18 protein-coding genes are annotated in these 17,463 nt (G+C 34.0%); 12 read left to right on the top strand and 6 right to left on the bottom strand.

Annotation, left to right across the window (positions count from 1 at the left end):
• Positions 1-24 precede the first annotated feature (24 nt).
• Genes ACQW5G_RS04075 through citG form a run of 7 tightly spaced genes read left to right on the top strand, consistent with a single transcriptional unit; the run spans position 25 to position 6,404 of the window.
• Positions 25-1,167, top strand: coding sequence for an NAD(P)-dependent malic enzyme (locus ACQW5G_RS04075; RefSeq protein WP_429971790.1), 1,143 nt, complete (start codon positions 25-27; stop codon positions 1,165-1,167).
• Positions 1,168-1,179: 12 nt separating this feature from the next.
• Positions 1,180-2,238, top strand: coding sequence for a [citrate (pro-3S)-lyase] ligase (citC, locus tag ACQW5G_RS04080; protein WP_429971791.1), 1,059 nt, complete (start codon positions 1,180-1,182; stop codon positions 2,236-2,238).
• The gene (citD, locus tag ACQW5G_RS04085) at positions 2,228-2,521 is read left to right on the top strand and encodes a citrate lyase acyl carrier protein (RefSeq protein ID WP_429971792.1); all 294 of its coding nucleotides are present in this window, start codon (positions 2,228-2,230) and stop codon (positions 2,519-2,521) included. Before citC ends, citD begins: the two co-directional genes overlap by 11 nt.
• The gene (gene citE / locus ACQW5G_RS04090; RefSeq protein WP_429971793.1) at positions 2,521-3,435 is read left to right on the top strand and encodes a citrate (pro-3S)-lyase subunit beta; all 915 of its coding nucleotides are present in this window, start codon (positions 2,521-2,523) and stop codon (positions 3,433-3,435) included. The genes citD and citE overlap by 1 nt, the downstream gene beginning before the upstream one ends.
• Positions 3,425-4,963: a citrate lyase subunit alpha gene (gene citF / locus ACQW5G_RS04095; protein WP_429971794.1), complete on the top strand. Its 1,539-nt coding sequence runs from the start codon at positions 3,425-3,427 to the stop codon at positions 4,961-4,963. Before citE ends, citF begins: the two co-directional genes overlap by 11 nt.
• 60 nt (positions 4,964-5,023) lie before the next feature.
• Positions 5,024-5,548, top strand: coding sequence for a citrate lyase holo-[acyl-carrier protein] synthase (gene citX / locus ACQW5G_RS04100; protein WP_429971795.1), 525 nt, complete (start codon positions 5,024-5,026; stop codon positions 5,546-5,548).
• Positions 5,541-6,404 carry a triphosphoribosyl-dephospho-CoA synthase CitG gene (citG, locus tag ACQW5G_RS04105; RefSeq protein ID WP_429971797.1) on the top strand — a complete coding sequence of 288 codons (864 nt, stop codon included), beginning with the start codon at positions 5,541-5,543 and terminating at the stop codon, positions 6,402-6,404. The genes citX and citG overlap by 8 nt, the downstream gene beginning before the upstream one ends.
• A gap of 96 nt (positions 6,405-6,500) precedes the next feature.
• On the opposite strand, the gene ACQW5G_RS04110 is transcribed toward citG, so the two are convergent.
• Complete coding sequence (locus tag ACQW5G_RS04110; protein ID WP_429971798.1) at positions 6,501-7,877, bottom strand: sugar porter family MFS transporter; 1,377 nt, start codon at positions 7,875-7,877, stop codon at positions 6,501-6,503.
• Between the two features lie 182 nt (positions 7,878-8,059).
• Here ACQW5G_RS04110 and ACQW5G_RS04115 point away from each other — a divergent pair, with 182 nt between their 5' ends.
• A complete protein-coding gene (locus tag ACQW5G_RS04115; protein WP_429971799.1) occupies positions 8,060-9,031 on the top strand; it encodes a type I phosphomannose isomerase catalytic subunit in 972 nt (323 codons plus the stop codon).
• Positions 9,032-9,077: 46 nt separating this feature from the next.
• On the opposite strand, the gene ACQW5G_RS04120 is transcribed toward ACQW5G_RS04115, so the two are convergent.
• The gene (locus tag ACQW5G_RS04120; RefSeq protein ID WP_429971800.1) at positions 9,078-9,791 is read right to left on the bottom strand and encodes an SDR family NAD(P)-dependent oxidoreductase; all 714 of its coding nucleotides are present in this window, start codon (positions 9,789-9,791) and stop codon (positions 9,078-9,080) included.
• 126 nt (positions 9,792-9,917) lie between these two features.
• Here ACQW5G_RS04120 and ACQW5G_RS04125 point away from each other — a divergent pair, with 126 nt between their 5' ends.
• Both ACQW5G_RS04125 and ACQW5G_RS04130 read left to right on the top strand, forming a co-directional pair.
• Positions 9,918-10,484 carry a hypothetical protein gene (locus ACQW5G_RS04125; protein WP_429971801.1) on the top strand — a complete coding sequence of 189 codons (567 nt, stop codon included), beginning with the start codon at positions 9,918-9,920 and terminating at the stop codon, positions 10,482-10,484.
• 278 nt (positions 10,485-10,762) lie between these two features.
• Entirely contained in the window at positions 10,763-11,539 is a 777-nt protein-coding gene (locus ACQW5G_RS04130) for a MucBP domain-containing protein (protein WP_429971802.1), read from the top strand.
• A gap of 47 nt (positions 11,540-11,586) precedes the next feature.
• Here ACQW5G_RS04130 and ACQW5G_RS04135 read toward each other — a convergent pair whose 3' ends face one another.
• Positions 11,587-13,008: an o-succinylbenzoate--CoA ligase gene (locus tag ACQW5G_RS04135; RefSeq protein ID WP_429971803.1), complete on the bottom strand. Its 1,422-nt coding sequence runs from the start codon at positions 13,006-13,008 to the stop codon at positions 11,587-11,589.
• Between the two features lie 14 nt (positions 13,009-13,022).
• The gene (menB, locus tag ACQW5G_RS04140) at positions 13,023-13,844 is read right to left on the bottom strand and encodes a 1,4-dihydroxy-2-naphthoyl-CoA synthase (RefSeq protein WP_429971804.1); all 822 of its coding nucleotides are present in this window, start codon (positions 13,842-13,844) and stop codon (positions 13,023-13,025) included.
• Between the two features lie 78 nt (positions 13,845-13,922).
• Between menB and ACQW5G_RS04145 the strand changes: the two genes are divergently transcribed.
• Together ACQW5G_RS04145 and ACQW5G_RS04150 are read left to right on the top strand one after the other, a co-directional pair.
• The gene (locus ACQW5G_RS04145; protein ID WP_429971805.1) at positions 13,923-14,303 is read left to right on the top strand and encodes a PaaI family thioesterase; all 381 of its coding nucleotides are present in this window, start codon (positions 13,923-13,925) and stop codon (positions 14,301-14,303) included.
• 125 nt (positions 14,304-14,428) lie between these two features.
• Complete coding sequence (locus ACQW5G_RS04150; RefSeq protein ID WP_429971806.1) at positions 14,429-15,187, top strand: glucose 1-dehydrogenase; 759 nt, start codon at positions 14,429-14,431, stop codon at positions 15,185-15,187.
• Positions 15,188-15,264: 77 nt separating this feature from the next.
• On the opposite strand, the gene ACQW5G_RS04155 is transcribed toward ACQW5G_RS04150, so the two are convergent.
• Together ACQW5G_RS04155 and ACQW5G_RS04160 are read right to left on the bottom strand one after the other, a co-directional pair.
• Complete coding sequence (locus tag ACQW5G_RS04155; protein ID WP_429971807.1) at positions 15,265-15,771, bottom strand: PadR family transcriptional regulator; 507 nt, start codon at positions 15,769-15,771, stop codon at positions 15,265-15,267.
• On the bottom strand, positions 15,761-17,461 hold the full coding sequence (locus tag ACQW5G_RS04160; RefSeq protein WP_429971808.1) for an MFS transporter: 1,701 nt from the start codon (positions 17,459-17,461) through the stop codon (positions 15,761-15,763). The genes ACQW5G_RS04155 and ACQW5G_RS04160 overlap by 11 nt, the downstream gene beginning before the upstream one ends.
• Between the last annotated feature and the right edge of the window lie 2 nt (positions 17,462-17,463).

Genomic DNA, 17,463 nt, shown 5'->3' on the forward strand with positions numbered 1-17,463 from the left:
AAAAGAAAATGAGGGGGAAATCCAATGGATAAAAATGTTTTTGAAATACATTCAAGACATACCGGTGTTTTAGGTATCGAATCCGATTTTGATGTATCTAATAAGAAAGAATTGAGTGAAGCATACACTCCAGGTGTAGCTGAAATCTCTAAAGCAATTGAAAAAGATCCAGATTTAAAAAATAAATATACTATGAGTGGTAAATTAGTTGGAGTAGTGACTGATGGAACCGCCATTTTGGGATTAGGAAACATTGGTCCTGCTGCTGGTTTACCAGTTATTGAAGGAAAAGCTTTATTGTACAAAGATTTAGCTGGCGTTAATGCCATTCCAATTGCTATGAATCCTAGTGATGCTGAAACAATGAAGGAAAATATTAAATCAATTTCATTATCATTTGCCGGAATTCATTTGGAAGACATTGCTGCTCCTAAATGTTTCGAACTAGAGGACATGTTAAGCAAGGAATTAGATATTCCCGTTTATCATGATGACCAAGAAGGAACTGCTATTGTTGTATTAGCTGGATTAATTAATGCAGCTAAAGTGGTTAACAAAAATCTAAAAGATTTAAAGGTTTTAGTTAACGGTGTGGGAGCTTCTGGAGTTGCTACTGCTAGACTACTAAATGAAGTCGGAATTAAACATATTACATTAGTTGATATCGACGGTGTCGTTAACGCAGATAGTAGTAACTACAATAAATACCAACGTGCATTGGCTAAAGACTCAATTGGCGTTGCTGGAAAGACGCTTGACGATGTGATTGACGGCCAAGATGTCTTTATCGGTTTATCAGTTGCTAACGTCCTAACTGCTGACCAAGTTAAACGCATGGCTAAAGATCCAATCGTCTTTGCCCTTGCTAACCCAGTTCCAGAAATTGATCCTGAAGTTGCTAAAGAAGCTGGTGCTGCTGTTGTAGCCACTGGTTCTAGCAAATATCCTAACCAAGTTAATAATATTTTAGCTTTCCCAGGATTATTTAAAGGATTACTCGAAACTGGTATTAAAAAAGTTACATACCAAATTGAAGAAGTAGTTGCTAAAGCTTTAGCTGATTTGATTTCTAATCCTACCCCAGATGAAATTGTTCCGGGAGTATTTAATAAGGAAGTCGTACCAACAGTTACTAAATCTATTGAAGACTACAAAGCTAATCTTTAATCAGGAATTGTGATGAATAATTTAGAATTTAGAAATATTAATATCAAAGATGCTGATCAATTTAAGCAGTGGCATGACTTTTTGCAGGCGTTGGGGATTGGTAATTTTAGTCAAAATGAAATTGAACCGTTAGACGGAACAATTGGAATTTTTGATGATGATAAGTTAGTAGCCACGGGTTCATATGCAGGTAATGTTTTAAAATATATTGCCGTTTGCAATTTAAACAGTGAAAATGGGGCATTATTTAATCGGATTGTTTCCCAACTTTTGAGTATCTTAGCGCAAAAAGATATTTTCCATGTTTTTGTGTTTACGAAACCCAAATATTGTAAAAGTTTTGAAAGAGTTGGCTTTTCCTTAATTGTGAAAGACACTGACGCCGCCTTTTTAGAAACTGGCGATCAAAGTATTGAAACTTATCTTGCTAATTTGCCTAAGTTTGAAAATGCAAAAAATATTGGTGCCATTGTAATGAACGCTAATCCCTTTACGAGGGGCCATCGTTATTTAATTGAACAAGCAGCACAACAAAGTGATGTTTTGTACGTTTTTGTAGTAAGTACTGATAAATCATTATTTACCACTAAAGAGCGGACGGCGTTAATTAAAGAAGGAACGAGTGATTTAGATAACGTAGTTGTAGTTCCTGGTGGCGATTATTTAGTTAGTTATGCTACTTTTCCAGCGTACTTTTTGAAAGATACGACCGAAAAAATTGTTTATCAAACAAAAATTGATGCTTTAGTATTTAAAAATTGGATTGCTAAAAATTTGAAGATTAAAACTAGATATCTAGGAACTGAGCCTGAGTCTGCCACAACAAAAGTTTACAATGATACACTTAAAGAAATCCTTCCTCCAGAGATTAAGGTAGTTATTATTCCACGATTAACGGAAAGTAATAAGTACCAAATCATTTCAGCAAGGACGGTAAGACGTGCGATTGCGGATGATAATTTGGATAAGGTAAAGGACTTAGTACCAAGTACCACGTATAATTTTGTTTCTAAAAACAAAGCAACCTTGCAAGATCGAATCAAGAAAGGAATGAAGATTAATGGAAATTAAAAAAACAGCAATTGCTGGAACTCTTGAATCATCTGACATTCAAATTACAGTTAGTAAAGGTAATGATGGGGTAAAAATTAACCTTACATCAGATGTTAAGGAACGATTTGGTAAAAGTATTATTAGAACAATTGAAGAAATTGTAAACAAATTTGGCCTTGAAAACATTAATATCAAAGCAGTTGATCAAGGTGCCCTTGATTGTGTCATCAAAGCTCGGACAATTACTGCAATTCAACGTTCTTTAGGAACTAGTGAAGAACCTGATTGGGAGGTATTATAATGACATTTAAAAAAGATCGTTTACGTAGAACAATGATGTTTGTTCCGGGTAATAATGCTGGTATGCTAAAAGATGCCGGAATTTACGGAGCCGACTCAATCATGTTTGATTTGGAAGATTCAGTTTCTTTAGCTGAAAAAGATTCCGCAAGAAACTTAGTATATGAAGCATTACAAAATGTTGATTATGGTGATGCAGAACTTGTCGTTAGAACTAATGGATTAGATACAGACTTTTTCCAAGCTGATGTAAAAGCAATGGTAAAGGCTGGAATTGACGTTATTAGAATTCCCAAAACTGAAAATGCTGACATGGTTAAAGAAATGGAAAACCTAGTAATTTCTGCCGAAAAAGAATTTGGTATTCCTGAAGGACAAACTCATTTGATGGCTGCCATTGAAAGTGCTGAAGGGGTTTTGAATGTTCCATCAATCGCTAAAGCATCAGACCGAATGATTGGGGTTGCTTTATCAGCTGAAGATTATACAACTGATTTACAAACTCACCGTTACCCTAACGGAAAAGAACTTGAATTTGCACGTAACATGATTATCAATGCTGCCCGTGCTGCTGGAATTGCTGCGTTTGATACAGTTTATACTGATGTTGATAACACTCAAGGTTTAATTAACGAAACTGAATACATTCATGAATTAGGATATGATGGTAAATCAGTTATTAATCCTCGTCAAATTCCAGTTATTAATAAAGTTTTTGCTCCAACAGAAAAACAAATCATTAATGCTAAGAATGTTATTACAGCCATTGAAAATGCAAGACTTGCTGGTTCTGGTGTAATTGCAATGGGTGGTCAAATGGTTGACCGTCCAGTTGCTTTACGTGCCGAAAGAGTTATGAAACTTGCTAAAGCATCAGGATTAGTTGATAAGGAGGGCCATTACATTGGAAAATAAACTTGGAAGAATTTTACCAGACGATTTAATGACAAAGTATGGATATAAACCATTTGAAACAACTGAAATTGGACACCCAACTATTCAAAGAACTGCACCAACAGTTCGAGTATCAGATGGGGATAACAAAGTAACTGATGATCTTGCTAAAATTGTAAGAGATAACGTTAAAGATGGAATGACAATTTCTTTCCATCACCACTTTAGAAATGGTGACTTTGTTTTCAATACTGTAATGAAAGAAATCATGAAACAAGGGATTAAAGATTTAACCCTTGCTCCTTCTTCATTAACTGGTGCCATGAACGATGTTGCGATTGAAGCCATTGAAAATGGAACTGTAACTAACATTACTACTTCTGGGATGCGTGGCGAATTAGGTAACGTTGTGTCACATGGTGCACTTGATGCCCCAGTTATTTTCAGATCACATGGTGGTAGAGCTCGTGCCATTGAAACTGGTGAAATTAAAATTGACGTTGCCTTTTTAGGTGTACCAAATTCAGACCGTTGTGGTAATGCAAATGGTATGTATGGTGAAGAAGCCTTTGGATCATTAGGATATGCTTTAATGGATGCAGCTTACGCTGATAAATTAGTGCTATTAACTGATAACTTAGTTGCTTACCCTAACACCCCAGCTTCAATTCGCCAAACTCAAGTTGATTACGTAGTTGAAATCGACAAAGTTGGTGATCCAGATAAAATTGGATCAGGTGCTACTAGATTTACGAAAGATCCTAAAAACCTAAAAATTGCTAACATGGTAAGTGATGTAATTACTAATTCAGACTACTTCCAAACTGGTTTTTCATTCCAAACTGGTTCTGGTGGAGCTGCCTTAGCTGTTACTAGATACCTAAGAGAAGCAATGATTGATCAAAATGTTAAAGCATCATTTGGATTAGGTGGAATTACTAAACCAATGGTTGATTTACTAGAAGAAGGATTAATCGATAAGTTGATGGATGTTCAAGATTTTGATAAAGCAGCCGCTAATTCAATGAGAGAAAACAAAAATCAACAAGAAATCGATGCATCATGGTATGCTGACCCATATAATAAGGGTGCCATGGTTGATCAACTTGATATTTCTATTTTGAGTGCCTTAGAAATTGATACTAACTTTAATGTTAATGTTTTAACTGGTTCAGATGGAATTATTAGAGGAGCTGTTGGTGGACACCAAGATGCTGCGATGGCTAAGATGACCATTATTTGTGCCCCATTAACCAGAGGTCGGATCCCATCAATCGTTAAGAGTGTTGATACTGCAGTTACCCCAGGAAGCTCAATTGACGTTTTAGTAACTGATTATGGAGTTGCTGTAAATCCTAATCGTGAAGATCTTAAACAACAACTTTCTGATATTCCAGGAATTGAACTCTACACAATTGATGAACTTGCTGAAAAAGCACAAAAGATTGTTGGTCAAGAAGAACCACTTCACTATACTGATAAAACAGTTGGATTAGTAGAATACCGTGATGGTACTATTATTGATACAATTAAAGAAGTTAAAGACTAATTAAAAAAGGGATTCATTTGAATTTATTCAAATGGGTCCCTTTTGAATGGGGGAAATAAAATGAAGACCATTTTTGCAGAGGGAAACCCACAGTCAATTGAACAAGTTTTAAATAATAAAGATCACAGAAATTATTTACAACATCAATTAGTAACAGAATTTCCCGAGGATACAGTTGTAACCGTTAAACTAAATATCCCAGGTCCAATTAAAAACAATCAATACATTGCGAAACTTTTTAAAACTGGTGAACAAGAGTTTATAACTAATTTTAAAGTTCTAAAAAAAGTTGATTTGAATTCAGATGCTGGTCCAGAAACTTTATTTGTGGTATCCATGCCTGCTGATCAAGTAAAACAAAAGGCTATCGCATTTGAAGATGAATTTAACTATCGCCGGTTATTTGATATCGATGTTTTAAATAGCAAACACGGTCATTATTCCAGAGTAGAGAGTGGTTATAGTCCCCGAAAATGCTTAATTTGTAATCAGAATGCGAAAGAATGTGCTAGAAGTAGACAACACTCCGTGGCTGAATTGCAAGATAAGATATCGAAGATGTATGATGAGGAAATTGATGATTAAAAACTATAAAGTACGACAACTGAACAGTGAATCAACTGCAGAATTGGCTGTTGAAGCGATGTTAGCGGAAGCGGTCACTTGGCCTAAACCGGGATTAGTCGATCCAGTTAGTAACGCAGGGCATGCAGATATGAACATTTATACCTTTATAAATAGTTCAGTCACAATGATGCCTTATTTTAAAGAATGTTGGAAACTGGGATTTGAATTCCAAGGTCAATCATTAGTTGAGTTATTTCATAAGTTGCGTCCAATTGGGATGATTGCAGAGAAACGGATGTTTTCAGCTACTAAGGGGGTAAATACCCATAAAGGAATTGTTTTTATTCTGGGCATTATGGTAGCTGCTTTAGGCTACGTTAATAAAAATAGTTTAGGGACTTTGAAAGATTTAATTGATGTTGAAAAAGCAATGACAACTGGGTTAGTAAAAAACGATTTAGGTAATTTATCCGGAACTGAATTAACCGCTGGACAAAAACAATTTCAAAAATTTGGCTTAACTGGAATTAGAGGCCAAACTGAGGCTGGTTTTCCCATCGTTTTGGAAGCAAGTTTTCCTATCTATAAAGCCAGTAAGTTAAGTGAAAATGATAAAAATTTGTTGGCATTATTAGTCATCGTGACTAAAAACTACGATAGTAATTTAATTAAACGAGCCCATAATAACGAAAAATTGGTTTCTGAAATTAAAGCAAATGCTCAAGCAATTGTGGATGAGTATCAGAAGACTAATAGTTTAAATAGAAAACAACTTGATAAGTTATGTATGCAATGTGCTAAGCATAATTTGAGTTTAGGTGGATCAGCTGACTTACTGATTCTGACGATTTTTTTGAATAAAATTACGGATTAAACCATGTAGATGTTGTTCTTATATGGAAAAATAAAAAAACCAAGTATCATATTTAAGCATTATGATACTTGGTTTTTTTTATTAAATATATTGTTATTACTTATTTTTATTAGTGTAACGGTTAATTAAATCTTCTTCAATTGATTCAAGTGACTTGTTACGAGTTTCTGGAACGTAACGGGCAACGAAGAACCATGATAAGAATGCAAATACGGCAAAGATAGCGAATGGACCACCAACGTTATAATGGAATTCAGCTAAAATTGTAAGGAAGAATTGCGATACGATGAAGTTTGCAATCCAGTTAGTTGCAGAACCAATCGCAGTACCAATTCCACGAACTGAAAGTGGGAAAACTTCACCAATTAATAACCAGGCAATTGGACCCCATGAAATAGCAAACCCAAAAATGTAAACAGCAATTAATAACATAGTTGGGATAGCAGCTGCACTGATACTCAAAGTAAAGTTAAGAATTGCAAGCGCAGTTAAAGAAATTCCCATTACTAATGAACCAAAGATAAGAATTGTTTTACGATTTACACGGTCCATAATTAGGTAAGCTAGAACGGTAACAACAAAGTTAACGATACCAATCCCAACTGAAATCCAAATAGCACTTGAAGCTGGGAAATTAAATCCTTTCATAAATACTTGTGGAAGGAAGTAAATAACGGCATTAATTCCGACTAATTGTTGGAACAACATAATTCCGATTGCGACAACTAAAGCAGGACGAGCAACCGTAAATAGTTCCTTCAAACCGCCTTTTCTTTGGTGAGATACTTTTTGAATATCTTTAATTTCTTGATCAGGATTATCTTTTTGATTATTTCTGAGAATCCCAAGAACGTTACGAGCCTCTTGAACTTTTCCTTTTTCAACTAAATAGCGAGGTGATTCAGGAAGTAAAATACCACCGATAAATAATAGGATAGCTGGGATTAATGCTGATCCAAGCATCCATCTCCAGTCACGAATTCCTAATAAATTATGGTTCAAAAATACAAGGTTAGAGACATAAGCTAATAGAATTCCAAGAGTAACCATTAATTGGAACATGGTACCTAAAGATCCACGATGTTCTTTATCAGCTAGTTCAGCTAAGTAAGCTGGCGTTAAAGCAGATGCACCACCAACAGCAAGACCAAGAATTATTCTGGCAATTACCATTGAGATGAATCCAGTTGCAATAGCTGATAAACTAGATCCAATAAGAAATAAGATTGCAGCTAAAATTAATAATTTTTTTCGACCAAATTTATCAGATAGAGATCCGATTGATAAAGCCCCAATTGCAGAACCAATTAAAACGGATGAAGTGATAAATCCAGTTTGTTCAGTACCAAGATGGAAGCTTGATTCAATTAAAGGAGATGCACCAGAAATAATACCAGTATCAAATCCGAATAGTAATCCACCTAAAGCACCAAAAATAAAAATAAATGAAATGCTTAAATGATGTTTTTTCATAGTAATATCCTTCTTTCTTAAGAAAAGATTAAATCTTATAACAACATTATTGTAAGCGCTTACAATAAATAAATCAACCTTTTTAACTATTAAAATGAGTTTTTTTACTAAACAATGTAATCGCTTACATGTTATACTAATCATGATTTGCGATATAACGATAACAAGGAGTATTTATAATCATGACAAATGAAAGCAAAACACAACCACTTTTTCTTAAACCAATTTTCCACCACAAAATGTGGGGTGGGACAAAGCTAAAAGATTTTAATTATCAAATTAATGAAGATCAAGTTGGGGAAGCATGGCTTGCCTCTACATATGGAGAAGATCTATCCATTATTATGAATGGTAATTTTAAAGAACAATCTTTGAAGACCGTTTGGGAGCATCATCCGGAATTATTTAATCATCATCCCGCTGATGAAGCTTTTCCGTTACTAGTAAAAATTTTAGATGCCAAACGAAATCTTTCGATTCAAGTGCATCCAGATGATTACAATGCAGGAAAGTATTTTAAAGAACCAAATGGAAAAACAGAATGCTGGTATATATTATCTGCTGAACCTGGATCAAAAGCTTATTTTGGGCATAAGGCGCAAACTGCTGACGAAATGAAAGCAGCTATCAAAAATCATCAGCTAGCAGATTTATTAAATCCAATTGCTGTCAAACCCGGTGATATGATTTATGTTTCAGCTGGAACGCTTCATGCTTTAGGAGCTGGTATTGTAGCTTTAGAAATTGAACAGAGTTCAGACGATACACTTAGATTTTATGATTTTGATCGGGTAGATGCGGAAACAGGTAAAAAACGTCCGTTACAAGTTGATGAGGCAATTGAGGTTACTAATTTCCCAAATGTTGAACCTGATAAAAAAATGACATTGCCAATTACCGATAAAGATAATAAAGCGCAAACAAGTATCTTACGGGCTAAATATTTTAAAGTTAGCAAGATTAATAATGATAAACCAGCCGTATTTACGACTAAAAACAATTATTCTATCAATATTGTGATTGATGGAACGGGTTCACTAATTATTGATAATCAGAAATATCAAGTAAATAAAGGAATGACTTTTGTCCTACCAAGTCCAATTAGTGAGTATCAATTGGAAGGTAATTTGGACATAATTAGAATTACAGAGTAAAAAAATAATGATAGCTGGGTTTTCCAGTTATCATTATTTTTTTGGTTTATTTTAATTCAACTAAAATTTGACCGGTGCTGCTAACAATATCACCATTATAGTCTTCATGGTTAGTAATTAAATTAATGATTTGAGTACCAGCTTCTTCAACGGTTTTCATATTAGGTCCTTGACGATGATGATTAATATCGGTTGATACACCACCAGGAAATACTCCAAAGATTTGAACGGGTATTTCATTATTTTTAAAATCAATCGCAAACGACTGAATTAATGCATCAAGAGCTACTTTAGAAACACGGTAAGCAGTTGGATTGTACCATTTAACTGCTTCGTAAGGACCAGTTAAATTAGCAATTTTACCCTGAGCATCAGTGACAAATGGTAAAAAGGCCTTAATGATTTCCATAGTCCCAAAAAGATTAACATCAAGCGTTTTTTTAATATCACTTTCTGTGGTTTTAAGGGCACCATGACTCATATCACCAGCAATTCCAGCATTATTTACTAAATAATCTAATGATAAATCATTACTCTCAAATTGATGCTTTGCGGCTTGAATTGTGTTTTTATCATTAAGATCAATTACAATTCCAGAAGCGTTAGCTAATGTATCAATATCACTTAATTTATCAATTGTAGCTCGAACATTTTCTGGCGTTCTAGCAGCCACAATAACGTTAATGTTATTTTTTAGAAAGTCTTTGGTGAGTTCAAAGCCAATTCCACGATTAGCACCAGTAACTAAAGCAGTTTTCATTTTTTCCATCTCCATTTATCTAGTTAGATAATTGTAGTTCTTATAAGTTCTAGGGGTCAATTTATTTGTTTTGAATTTTAATAATGTTAATATGACTACAAATAAGAAAATAGGAGATATGATATTATGGTAGATTCATTGAATGAAGCACACGTAAGAGCAGGCGCAGAAGCAATTGTAACTGGTTTCGTACAATACAACTCTTTAGCTGAAAAAGTAGTTAGTCACGTTGGTATGAACCGGACACCATCTTACACAATTACATTGTCAGATCCTAAAGTAGTTAGTGATGATGAAGCTTTAGCACATTATTTAACAGATCATTTTTATCACAGTGAAATTCATGATGATACACGCGCAACTTATATTTCTAAAGCACCATATGTGCCAACTATTTATGGTGCAAATTCAGATGCTCCTGCAAGTGGATTACCTGCTAATGAAGTATTACAAATTGATGGTAAACCAGCTGCTTTGGCAGTAAATCAACAAGTCTATGTTTTAGTTAGATGTTTCAAACCTAAGAATTTTGATAATTTAGGTCTAGCATTAGAATCAGTTAAAATTCAAAATTTAGCTCATCCACTTCTCTACACTGGATTTGGGGCAGCTGAAGCCTCTGACTTTGGTAAGAATACCGATGTCTTTAACAATTCTAACGTTGATTTTGATGGATTTCCCAACCAAAATTAATTAGTGTGTTAACATATTCACAATTATGTAGTAAAATGTTATTGTTCCAATAGGAATAACATAATGAATTAAACACACTTAAAAGTGACACATATAATTAATGAGAAAAGGAGTCGTAATTTTTAATTGCGACTTCTTTTTTGCGTTAATATTAATTGCATACAGAATAAAAAAAGAAAAGTTAATTGGTAATTATTGTTTAAAAACCCTGGGTTAAATGGTAACCTATTACTAGGATGTTTCCTATTATGCTATTTAAAGAAAGAGGTATAAGGACTATGAAAAAATATTTTGCAAAGTTATTAGTTGCAATTTTCACATTAGGTTTAGGTATGGGAGCTGCAACATTAGCTCAAGCAAATCCATCTAACTTATCAGATGCTAACCAAGGTACCATTACGGTTGTTTACCAAAATGAAAATGGACAAGTTATTCATCCAGCAACTGTAAATACTGGAACAGCAGGAAGTACTTTTACTGCACAAGTACCTACTGTTAACGGATACGCTTTTGATAAAGTTGAAAATGGTCAAAATGATGCTTATGGTCCATCAATGACATACAATGGCTCAAACCAACAAATGGTAGTTGTTTACAAAACTATTGATCCAGTAGCTGCTAAATCTGCTACTGCAACAAACAATAGTTCTAACAGTGCAGCTACTACTGCTAACACAGCATCAGGTAACAATACTAGTTCATCAAGTGCTGCAAAAGCTACTAAATCAGCTACTGCAAAATCAAATAACGGTAGTTCAACTAGCAAGCAACAATCAGATAGCAATAAAAAAGCTACTTCAGATAATGATAACGATAGTAGTGATAAGGCTAGTGATAGTGAAAAAGCTGCTAAAGCTAAAAAAGACAAAGCAGCTAAGGCTAAGAAAGATAAATCAGACAAGTCTGATAAAAAAGATGATGCTGACAAAGCTGACAAAAAAGATAAATCAGATAAAAAAGAAGAATCAGGACATGGCGCTATTATTTTTACAGTAATTGCTGCAATCGTAGTTGTTATTGCCGGTGCATTTGCATGGTTCAAAATTCGTAAATAATAAGTAATTAAAAAAACAGAATCTCGATTGAGATTCTGTTTTTTTGTTTACAGTTTATTTTGTAAGTTAGATCGTTTTATTTTTCCGTTATGCGTTTTTGGTAACTCATCAAGCAGAATAAATTGTTTGGGAATTTTGTATTTCGCTAATTTAGTAGTTAGATAGTCAGTGATTGATTGAAAATCAACGTTACTATCTGTCACCAAAAATGCGACGGGAATCGATCCCCAAGTAGAGTCTGATTTACCCACCACCGCAGCTTCTGCAATTTCAGGTAACTTGATTAATTCATCTTCAATTTCTTTCGGATAAATATTCTCACCACCAGAAATAATTAATTCTGATAAACGACTCTTTAAATATAAAAAGCTATCATCGTCGAGATAACCTAAATCACCGGTTGCAAACCAACCATCTTGAGTAATTGATTTATGATGATTGAGATAGCCAGGGGTAATATTATCTGCTTGTAACATAACTTCACCGATTTGGTTTGATTCGGTTGCATTTTTAATTTTTAAACTAACCGGGAATAGTGGTTTACCAACAGATCCAGTTTTACGAATGGCATCTGCAAAATTTAAAGCAACCACTTGGGAAGCAGTTTCAGTCATACCATATGATTGAATGACATTGATATTAGCACTACGGCATGTTTCTAAAGTAGGCACGTCAATGGCACCGCCGCCTAGTAGCATATAGGAAAAGTTATCATTATAATCTGAATTTTTAACTTCTAATAATTTTTTCAACATATAGGGAACGACCGAAATAATGGTTCCATTTCCGGCGACTAAATCTTGATTAATTAATTTTGCATCAAAATGTTCATATAAACGGATACCCATTCCATAAATTAGACTGCGCATCATAATTGAAAAACCACTGATATGAAATAATGGCACGGCACAGATCCAAACATCTTTTGCTGTGACTGGTAAGTTTAAATCAGCCCCAATTGCACTCGACCAGTGATTACGATAACTTTGCATGACACCTTTCGGCTTTCCAGTCGTACCAGAAGTGTACATGATACTAGTAATGTCATTTAAATTAAATTCAGCTTGGATAAATTTATCGGCAGATTTTATTTTAGAATTCATTAATTCAGATAAAGAAAATGAATTATTAAAGCCAGCAAGTTTAGCACTAAACTCATCAGCATAAATTAATAATTTAACATCTGCGTCCTCTAATTGATATTCAATTTCTGGAACGGCCAGATTTTTATTAATAAAGACAATTTCGATGCCAAGTTGTTGGAGCGCTAAAATGGTGAAGTAGAGTTGGGGAGTATTGTTGCCTAAAATTGCGACTCGTTTCAGTTTTTGCACATCTAAGCCAACTAAATGCTGAGAAACTAGTTGAACTTCTTTTTGTAATTCAGCAAAATTCCAACTTTGTGTATGATAAGAAAGGGCCATTCGATTTGGCGTTAACGAAACTCGTTTTTGCAGCCAATTATCCATTTAGCAAACCTTCTTTATGGGAATTTAGGGAACTTGTCAAAGTCAGGATCACGTTTTTCCATAAAGGCATCGCGACCTTCTTTGGCTTCATCACTAGTATAGTAAAGTAAAGTTGAATCACCTGCAAGTTGTTGAATCCCGGCAAGCCCGTCAGTAGCGGCATTCATAGAAGCTTTGATTAAACGAAGTGACATTGGTGAGCGTTTAAGCATAGTATCACACCATTCCAGAGTTTCAGCTTCGACATCAGCCAAAGGTACAACTTTGTTAATCCAACCCATGTCATAAGCTTCTTGAGCAGTGTAAGTTTTGCACATGAACCAAACTTCTTTGGCACGTTTCATACCGATAGTATCAGCTAATAAACCAGATCCGTAACCACCATCAAAACTACCAACTTTAGGACCAGATTGGGCAAATTTACCATTATCAGCAGAGATAGTAAGGTCACAAACTAGTTGAAGCACGTTACCACCACCAACTGACCAGCCACGCACCATGGCGATAACTGGTTTAGGAATGATACGAATTAAATGTTGCAAATCAAGCACGTTTAAACGAGGAATGCGGTCTTTACCAACATAACCCCCGTTACCACGAACCCCTTGGTCACCACCAGAACAGAAAGCCAGATCTCCTTGTCCAGTTAAGATAATACAACCGATTGTTGAGTCATCACGGCAACGTGCAAACGCATCGATCATTTCTTCAACTGTGACAGGTGTGAAAGCGTTACGAACTTCTGGACGGTTAATTGTGATTTTTGCAATCTTTCCAGTTCGTTCAAATAAAATATCTTGGTAATCATTTTTAATTGTTTCCCATTTTCTAGTCATAATGACCTCCAAATTGATTGTTATAATATTCTTAGTATAAGATTAATTAAAATAGAATGTTAGTGGAAGGATTAACCCGTGAATTTAATCGAATTATTACATATTAAAACTGAATTATTAACGCCTGATAAAGTGATCTTATCAATGGAAATTACACCTGAAATGCAGCAACCGTTTGGTTTAATGCATGGTGGGATTAGCTGTGTGTTAGCGGAAACGGCTGCCAGTATGGGAGCCAATGAAAATCTTGATACTAATAAACAAGTGGCAGTTGGGCTTGATATTCAGACTACTCACTTACGTCCAGTAAAATTGGGACTCATTACCGCTGAAGCGATTTCAGTTAAAATCGGGCATCAAACCCAGACTTGGAACGTTAAAATTTTTCATAATAAACGACAAATTAGTGAATCAAATGTAAATCTATTTAATCAAACACTTACTAATAATTATAACTAGATATGGGAAGATTATGTAGTGATTGTTTTAGTATTTAAAATTTGTTTAACTTAGGACGTAGAATAAACATTTCTAATTTATGAATGCTATCGTTAAATTATTAAAAGAAAAAGGAGAACTTGATTATGTCAGATAGATTAGCTAATAAAGTTGCTATCGTAACTGGTGGGACAAAGGGAATTGGATATGGTGTTGCATACCGTTTTGCTGAAGAAGGCGCTAAAGTAACAATTACTGGTCGTCATGAAGACGAAGGTGATAAAGCTGCTGCTGAACTTAATAAGGCATTTCCTAATTCTGTACTGTTCGTCAGACAAGATGTTTCTGATGCTGAAGAATGGCCAATGGTTTTTGATCGGACTAAAGACGCATTTGGAGAAGTTACTACTTTGGTAAATAATGCTGGAGTTGCGCTTGCTAAAAGTATTGAAGATACTACGGATGAAGAGTGGGAACAAATTCTTCATATTAACCTTGATGGTGTGTTTTATGGATTACGTGAAGGAATTCGTCGTATGAAGAATAAACATCTTGGTGCTTCAATTATTAATGTTTCTTCAATTGAAGGAATTGTTGGTGATCCTAATTTAGGTGCTTACAATGCATCTAAAGGTGGGGTTAAGATGATGAGTAAATCAGCTGCTGTTGATTGTGCCTTAAAAGACTACGATGTTCGAGTTAATTCAGTTCATCCAGGATACATTAAGACTCCAATGGTTCCAAAAGAATTAGAAGATATGATGTCACAAAGAACTAAGACACCAATGGGTCATTTAGGCGACCCAGACGACATTGCCTATGCTTGTGTATACTTAGCTTCAAATGAATCTAAATTTATGACAGGCTCAGAAATGGTGATTGATGGTGGTTATACTGCTCAATAGTAAATACGAAAAAAGCTCTGCAAATTTATATTTGCGGAGTTTTTTTGTGGAACAATATTACATTTTAGAAGTGAGAATTACTTTTCAAGTAATTTAAGCTCATTTAATAATAATTTACGTTGTTTGATTCCTAAGTCTAAAGTGAATAATTGATATTTTGTAACTTCCTTTAAATTTAGACTTTTTCGTAATGATTCAAGCTGTGTGATACCTTCAGCTTGATTATTAATTTCAGTTTGGATTAGATTTTCACGTGCCTCTTTAGACATATCATAACTATAAAAAAGATGAACCATAAAATCAGATTTTATTTTTTTATTTTCAACTGGATGCTGTAAATATTCATTGAATGCTTTACGACCATCTTTAGTGATTGAATAGATTTTCTTATCTGGTTTTCCAGATTGCTCAACTGTTTCAAAAGTTACTTTTCCAGCATCAGTTAACTTGTGCAAAATAGGGTAGATACTACCAAAAGATGCGTTATAAAAGTTACTAAAGATTGATGAAAATTTTTCTTTTATTTCATAACCAGTAGCAGGTTTTTCTGATAAAATTCCGAGAATTATATCGTCACTTTTCATGTTGTCGTCTCCTTGAATTAGTTGGGATGAAAAATACTAATAATGCTAGTAAAAATGCAAATGGAACTGCGTATAAATAAAGATTAGTAAATGCTTTAACATAATATTCTTTAATATCATGTTGAATGGTATTTACTGCGTGAATTACAGATTCTAATTTAGTTATTACTATGTCAGTAATCTGTTTTTTTATTTTAGATTGAAATTGAATCGGTAAATTGTTTTGTAAATGGTGTTCAGCTAAAAATTGCTGATATTGATCATCAACAATTTTTGTTTTGTTATTCATTATTGTATCAGATTTGACTTTAGGATTTTGGGTACTTTGTTGGTGATCTAGATGGTACTTAACTTTTTTCATTGTATCGCTTTTTATTTTTGCTGAGACATTAAGTTGTTCAATGTGAGATTGTGCGGATGTTATAGATTGATGTTTTGCAGTTGATAAATTGAAATTTAAACAACTAACAAAGATTGCAACTGCTAAAACAGTTCCAAGTTGACGAAGTACCCCAATAACACTTTGAGATGCGGTTAATTGACTACCCTTGAACCCTTCAGTTGAGAGGACACTAATCGGTCCAATTAACAATCCGTATCCCGCACCAACTAGACAACAATAGATTATATATAAAGAGTAATTTAATGAACTAGTTAGAGTTGAAAGACCTAAATACCCTATTCCTAAACAAATGAATCCTAATGATAATAGGTATTTAGAATTAACTTTTTTAATTAAAAGTCCTGCTAATGGCGATAGAATAAATATCATTAGACTAGCTGGAGTAATTAATAATGCGGATTCAAAGGCAGTTTTATTGAACATATTAGTGAAAAATGTAGGCATAATTACCATGAATCCAACTAATAATAATTGTCCAAATAAGGTAGAAACTGCCGATATATCGAATTTTCTATTTTTAAATAACATAAAGTCAATCATTGGAACATCAGTGTGATTTTCCCATAAATAGAATAAAATTACTGAAATTATGAAAATAATGGATAATGCTAAAATTCGAAAATCAATTCCCCAAAACCGAACCTGAATTAAAGCTAAAGTTAACGAAAATAATCCAACAATGGTTAATCCAGAACCTAGCCAATCAATTTGTGTGGCTTCTTTTTCCATATTGTTAGGTAAGTAGATAAAGCAAATAATTGCTGAAATTATTCCAATGGGTATATTAATAAAGAAAATATATCTCCAGCCAAGAAATTCAGTAATGAAACCACCAATGGTTGGACCGAATGCAGCAGCTGCACCTTGAGTAATACCCATAAAGAGAGTTGCTTTAGTTTTTAAATTATCTGATTGAGTTGATATACCTAAGTCCATGCTTAGTGGAAACAAAATTGCGGCTCCAAAACTTTGAAAAATTCGTCCAATAATTAAGATGCTAATAGATGAACTAATCCCACTGATTATTGAACCAAGGACGAAAATGATTAGTGCACAAATATAAAATAACTTTTTGCCATAAATATTAGCCAATTTTCCTAACGGTATACAAGTAGCTGCAAAAATTATGGTATAAGCATTCAATGCCCAAGATACATTAGTTAAATTAGTATGTAAATTTGTTTGAATTTCCGGTAAAGCAATATTCATAATGGTTGTATCTAGCATTACAATGAAAATTCCTAAGCACATTGCGAAAAGAATTAGACTAGATTTTTTATTTTTCATAA

It is taken from the genome of Fructilactobacillus sp. Tb1, from assembly GCF_050500285.1.
Classification (GTDB): domain Bacteria; phylum Bacillota; class Bacilli; order Lactobacillales; family Lactobacillaceae; genus Fructilactobacillus.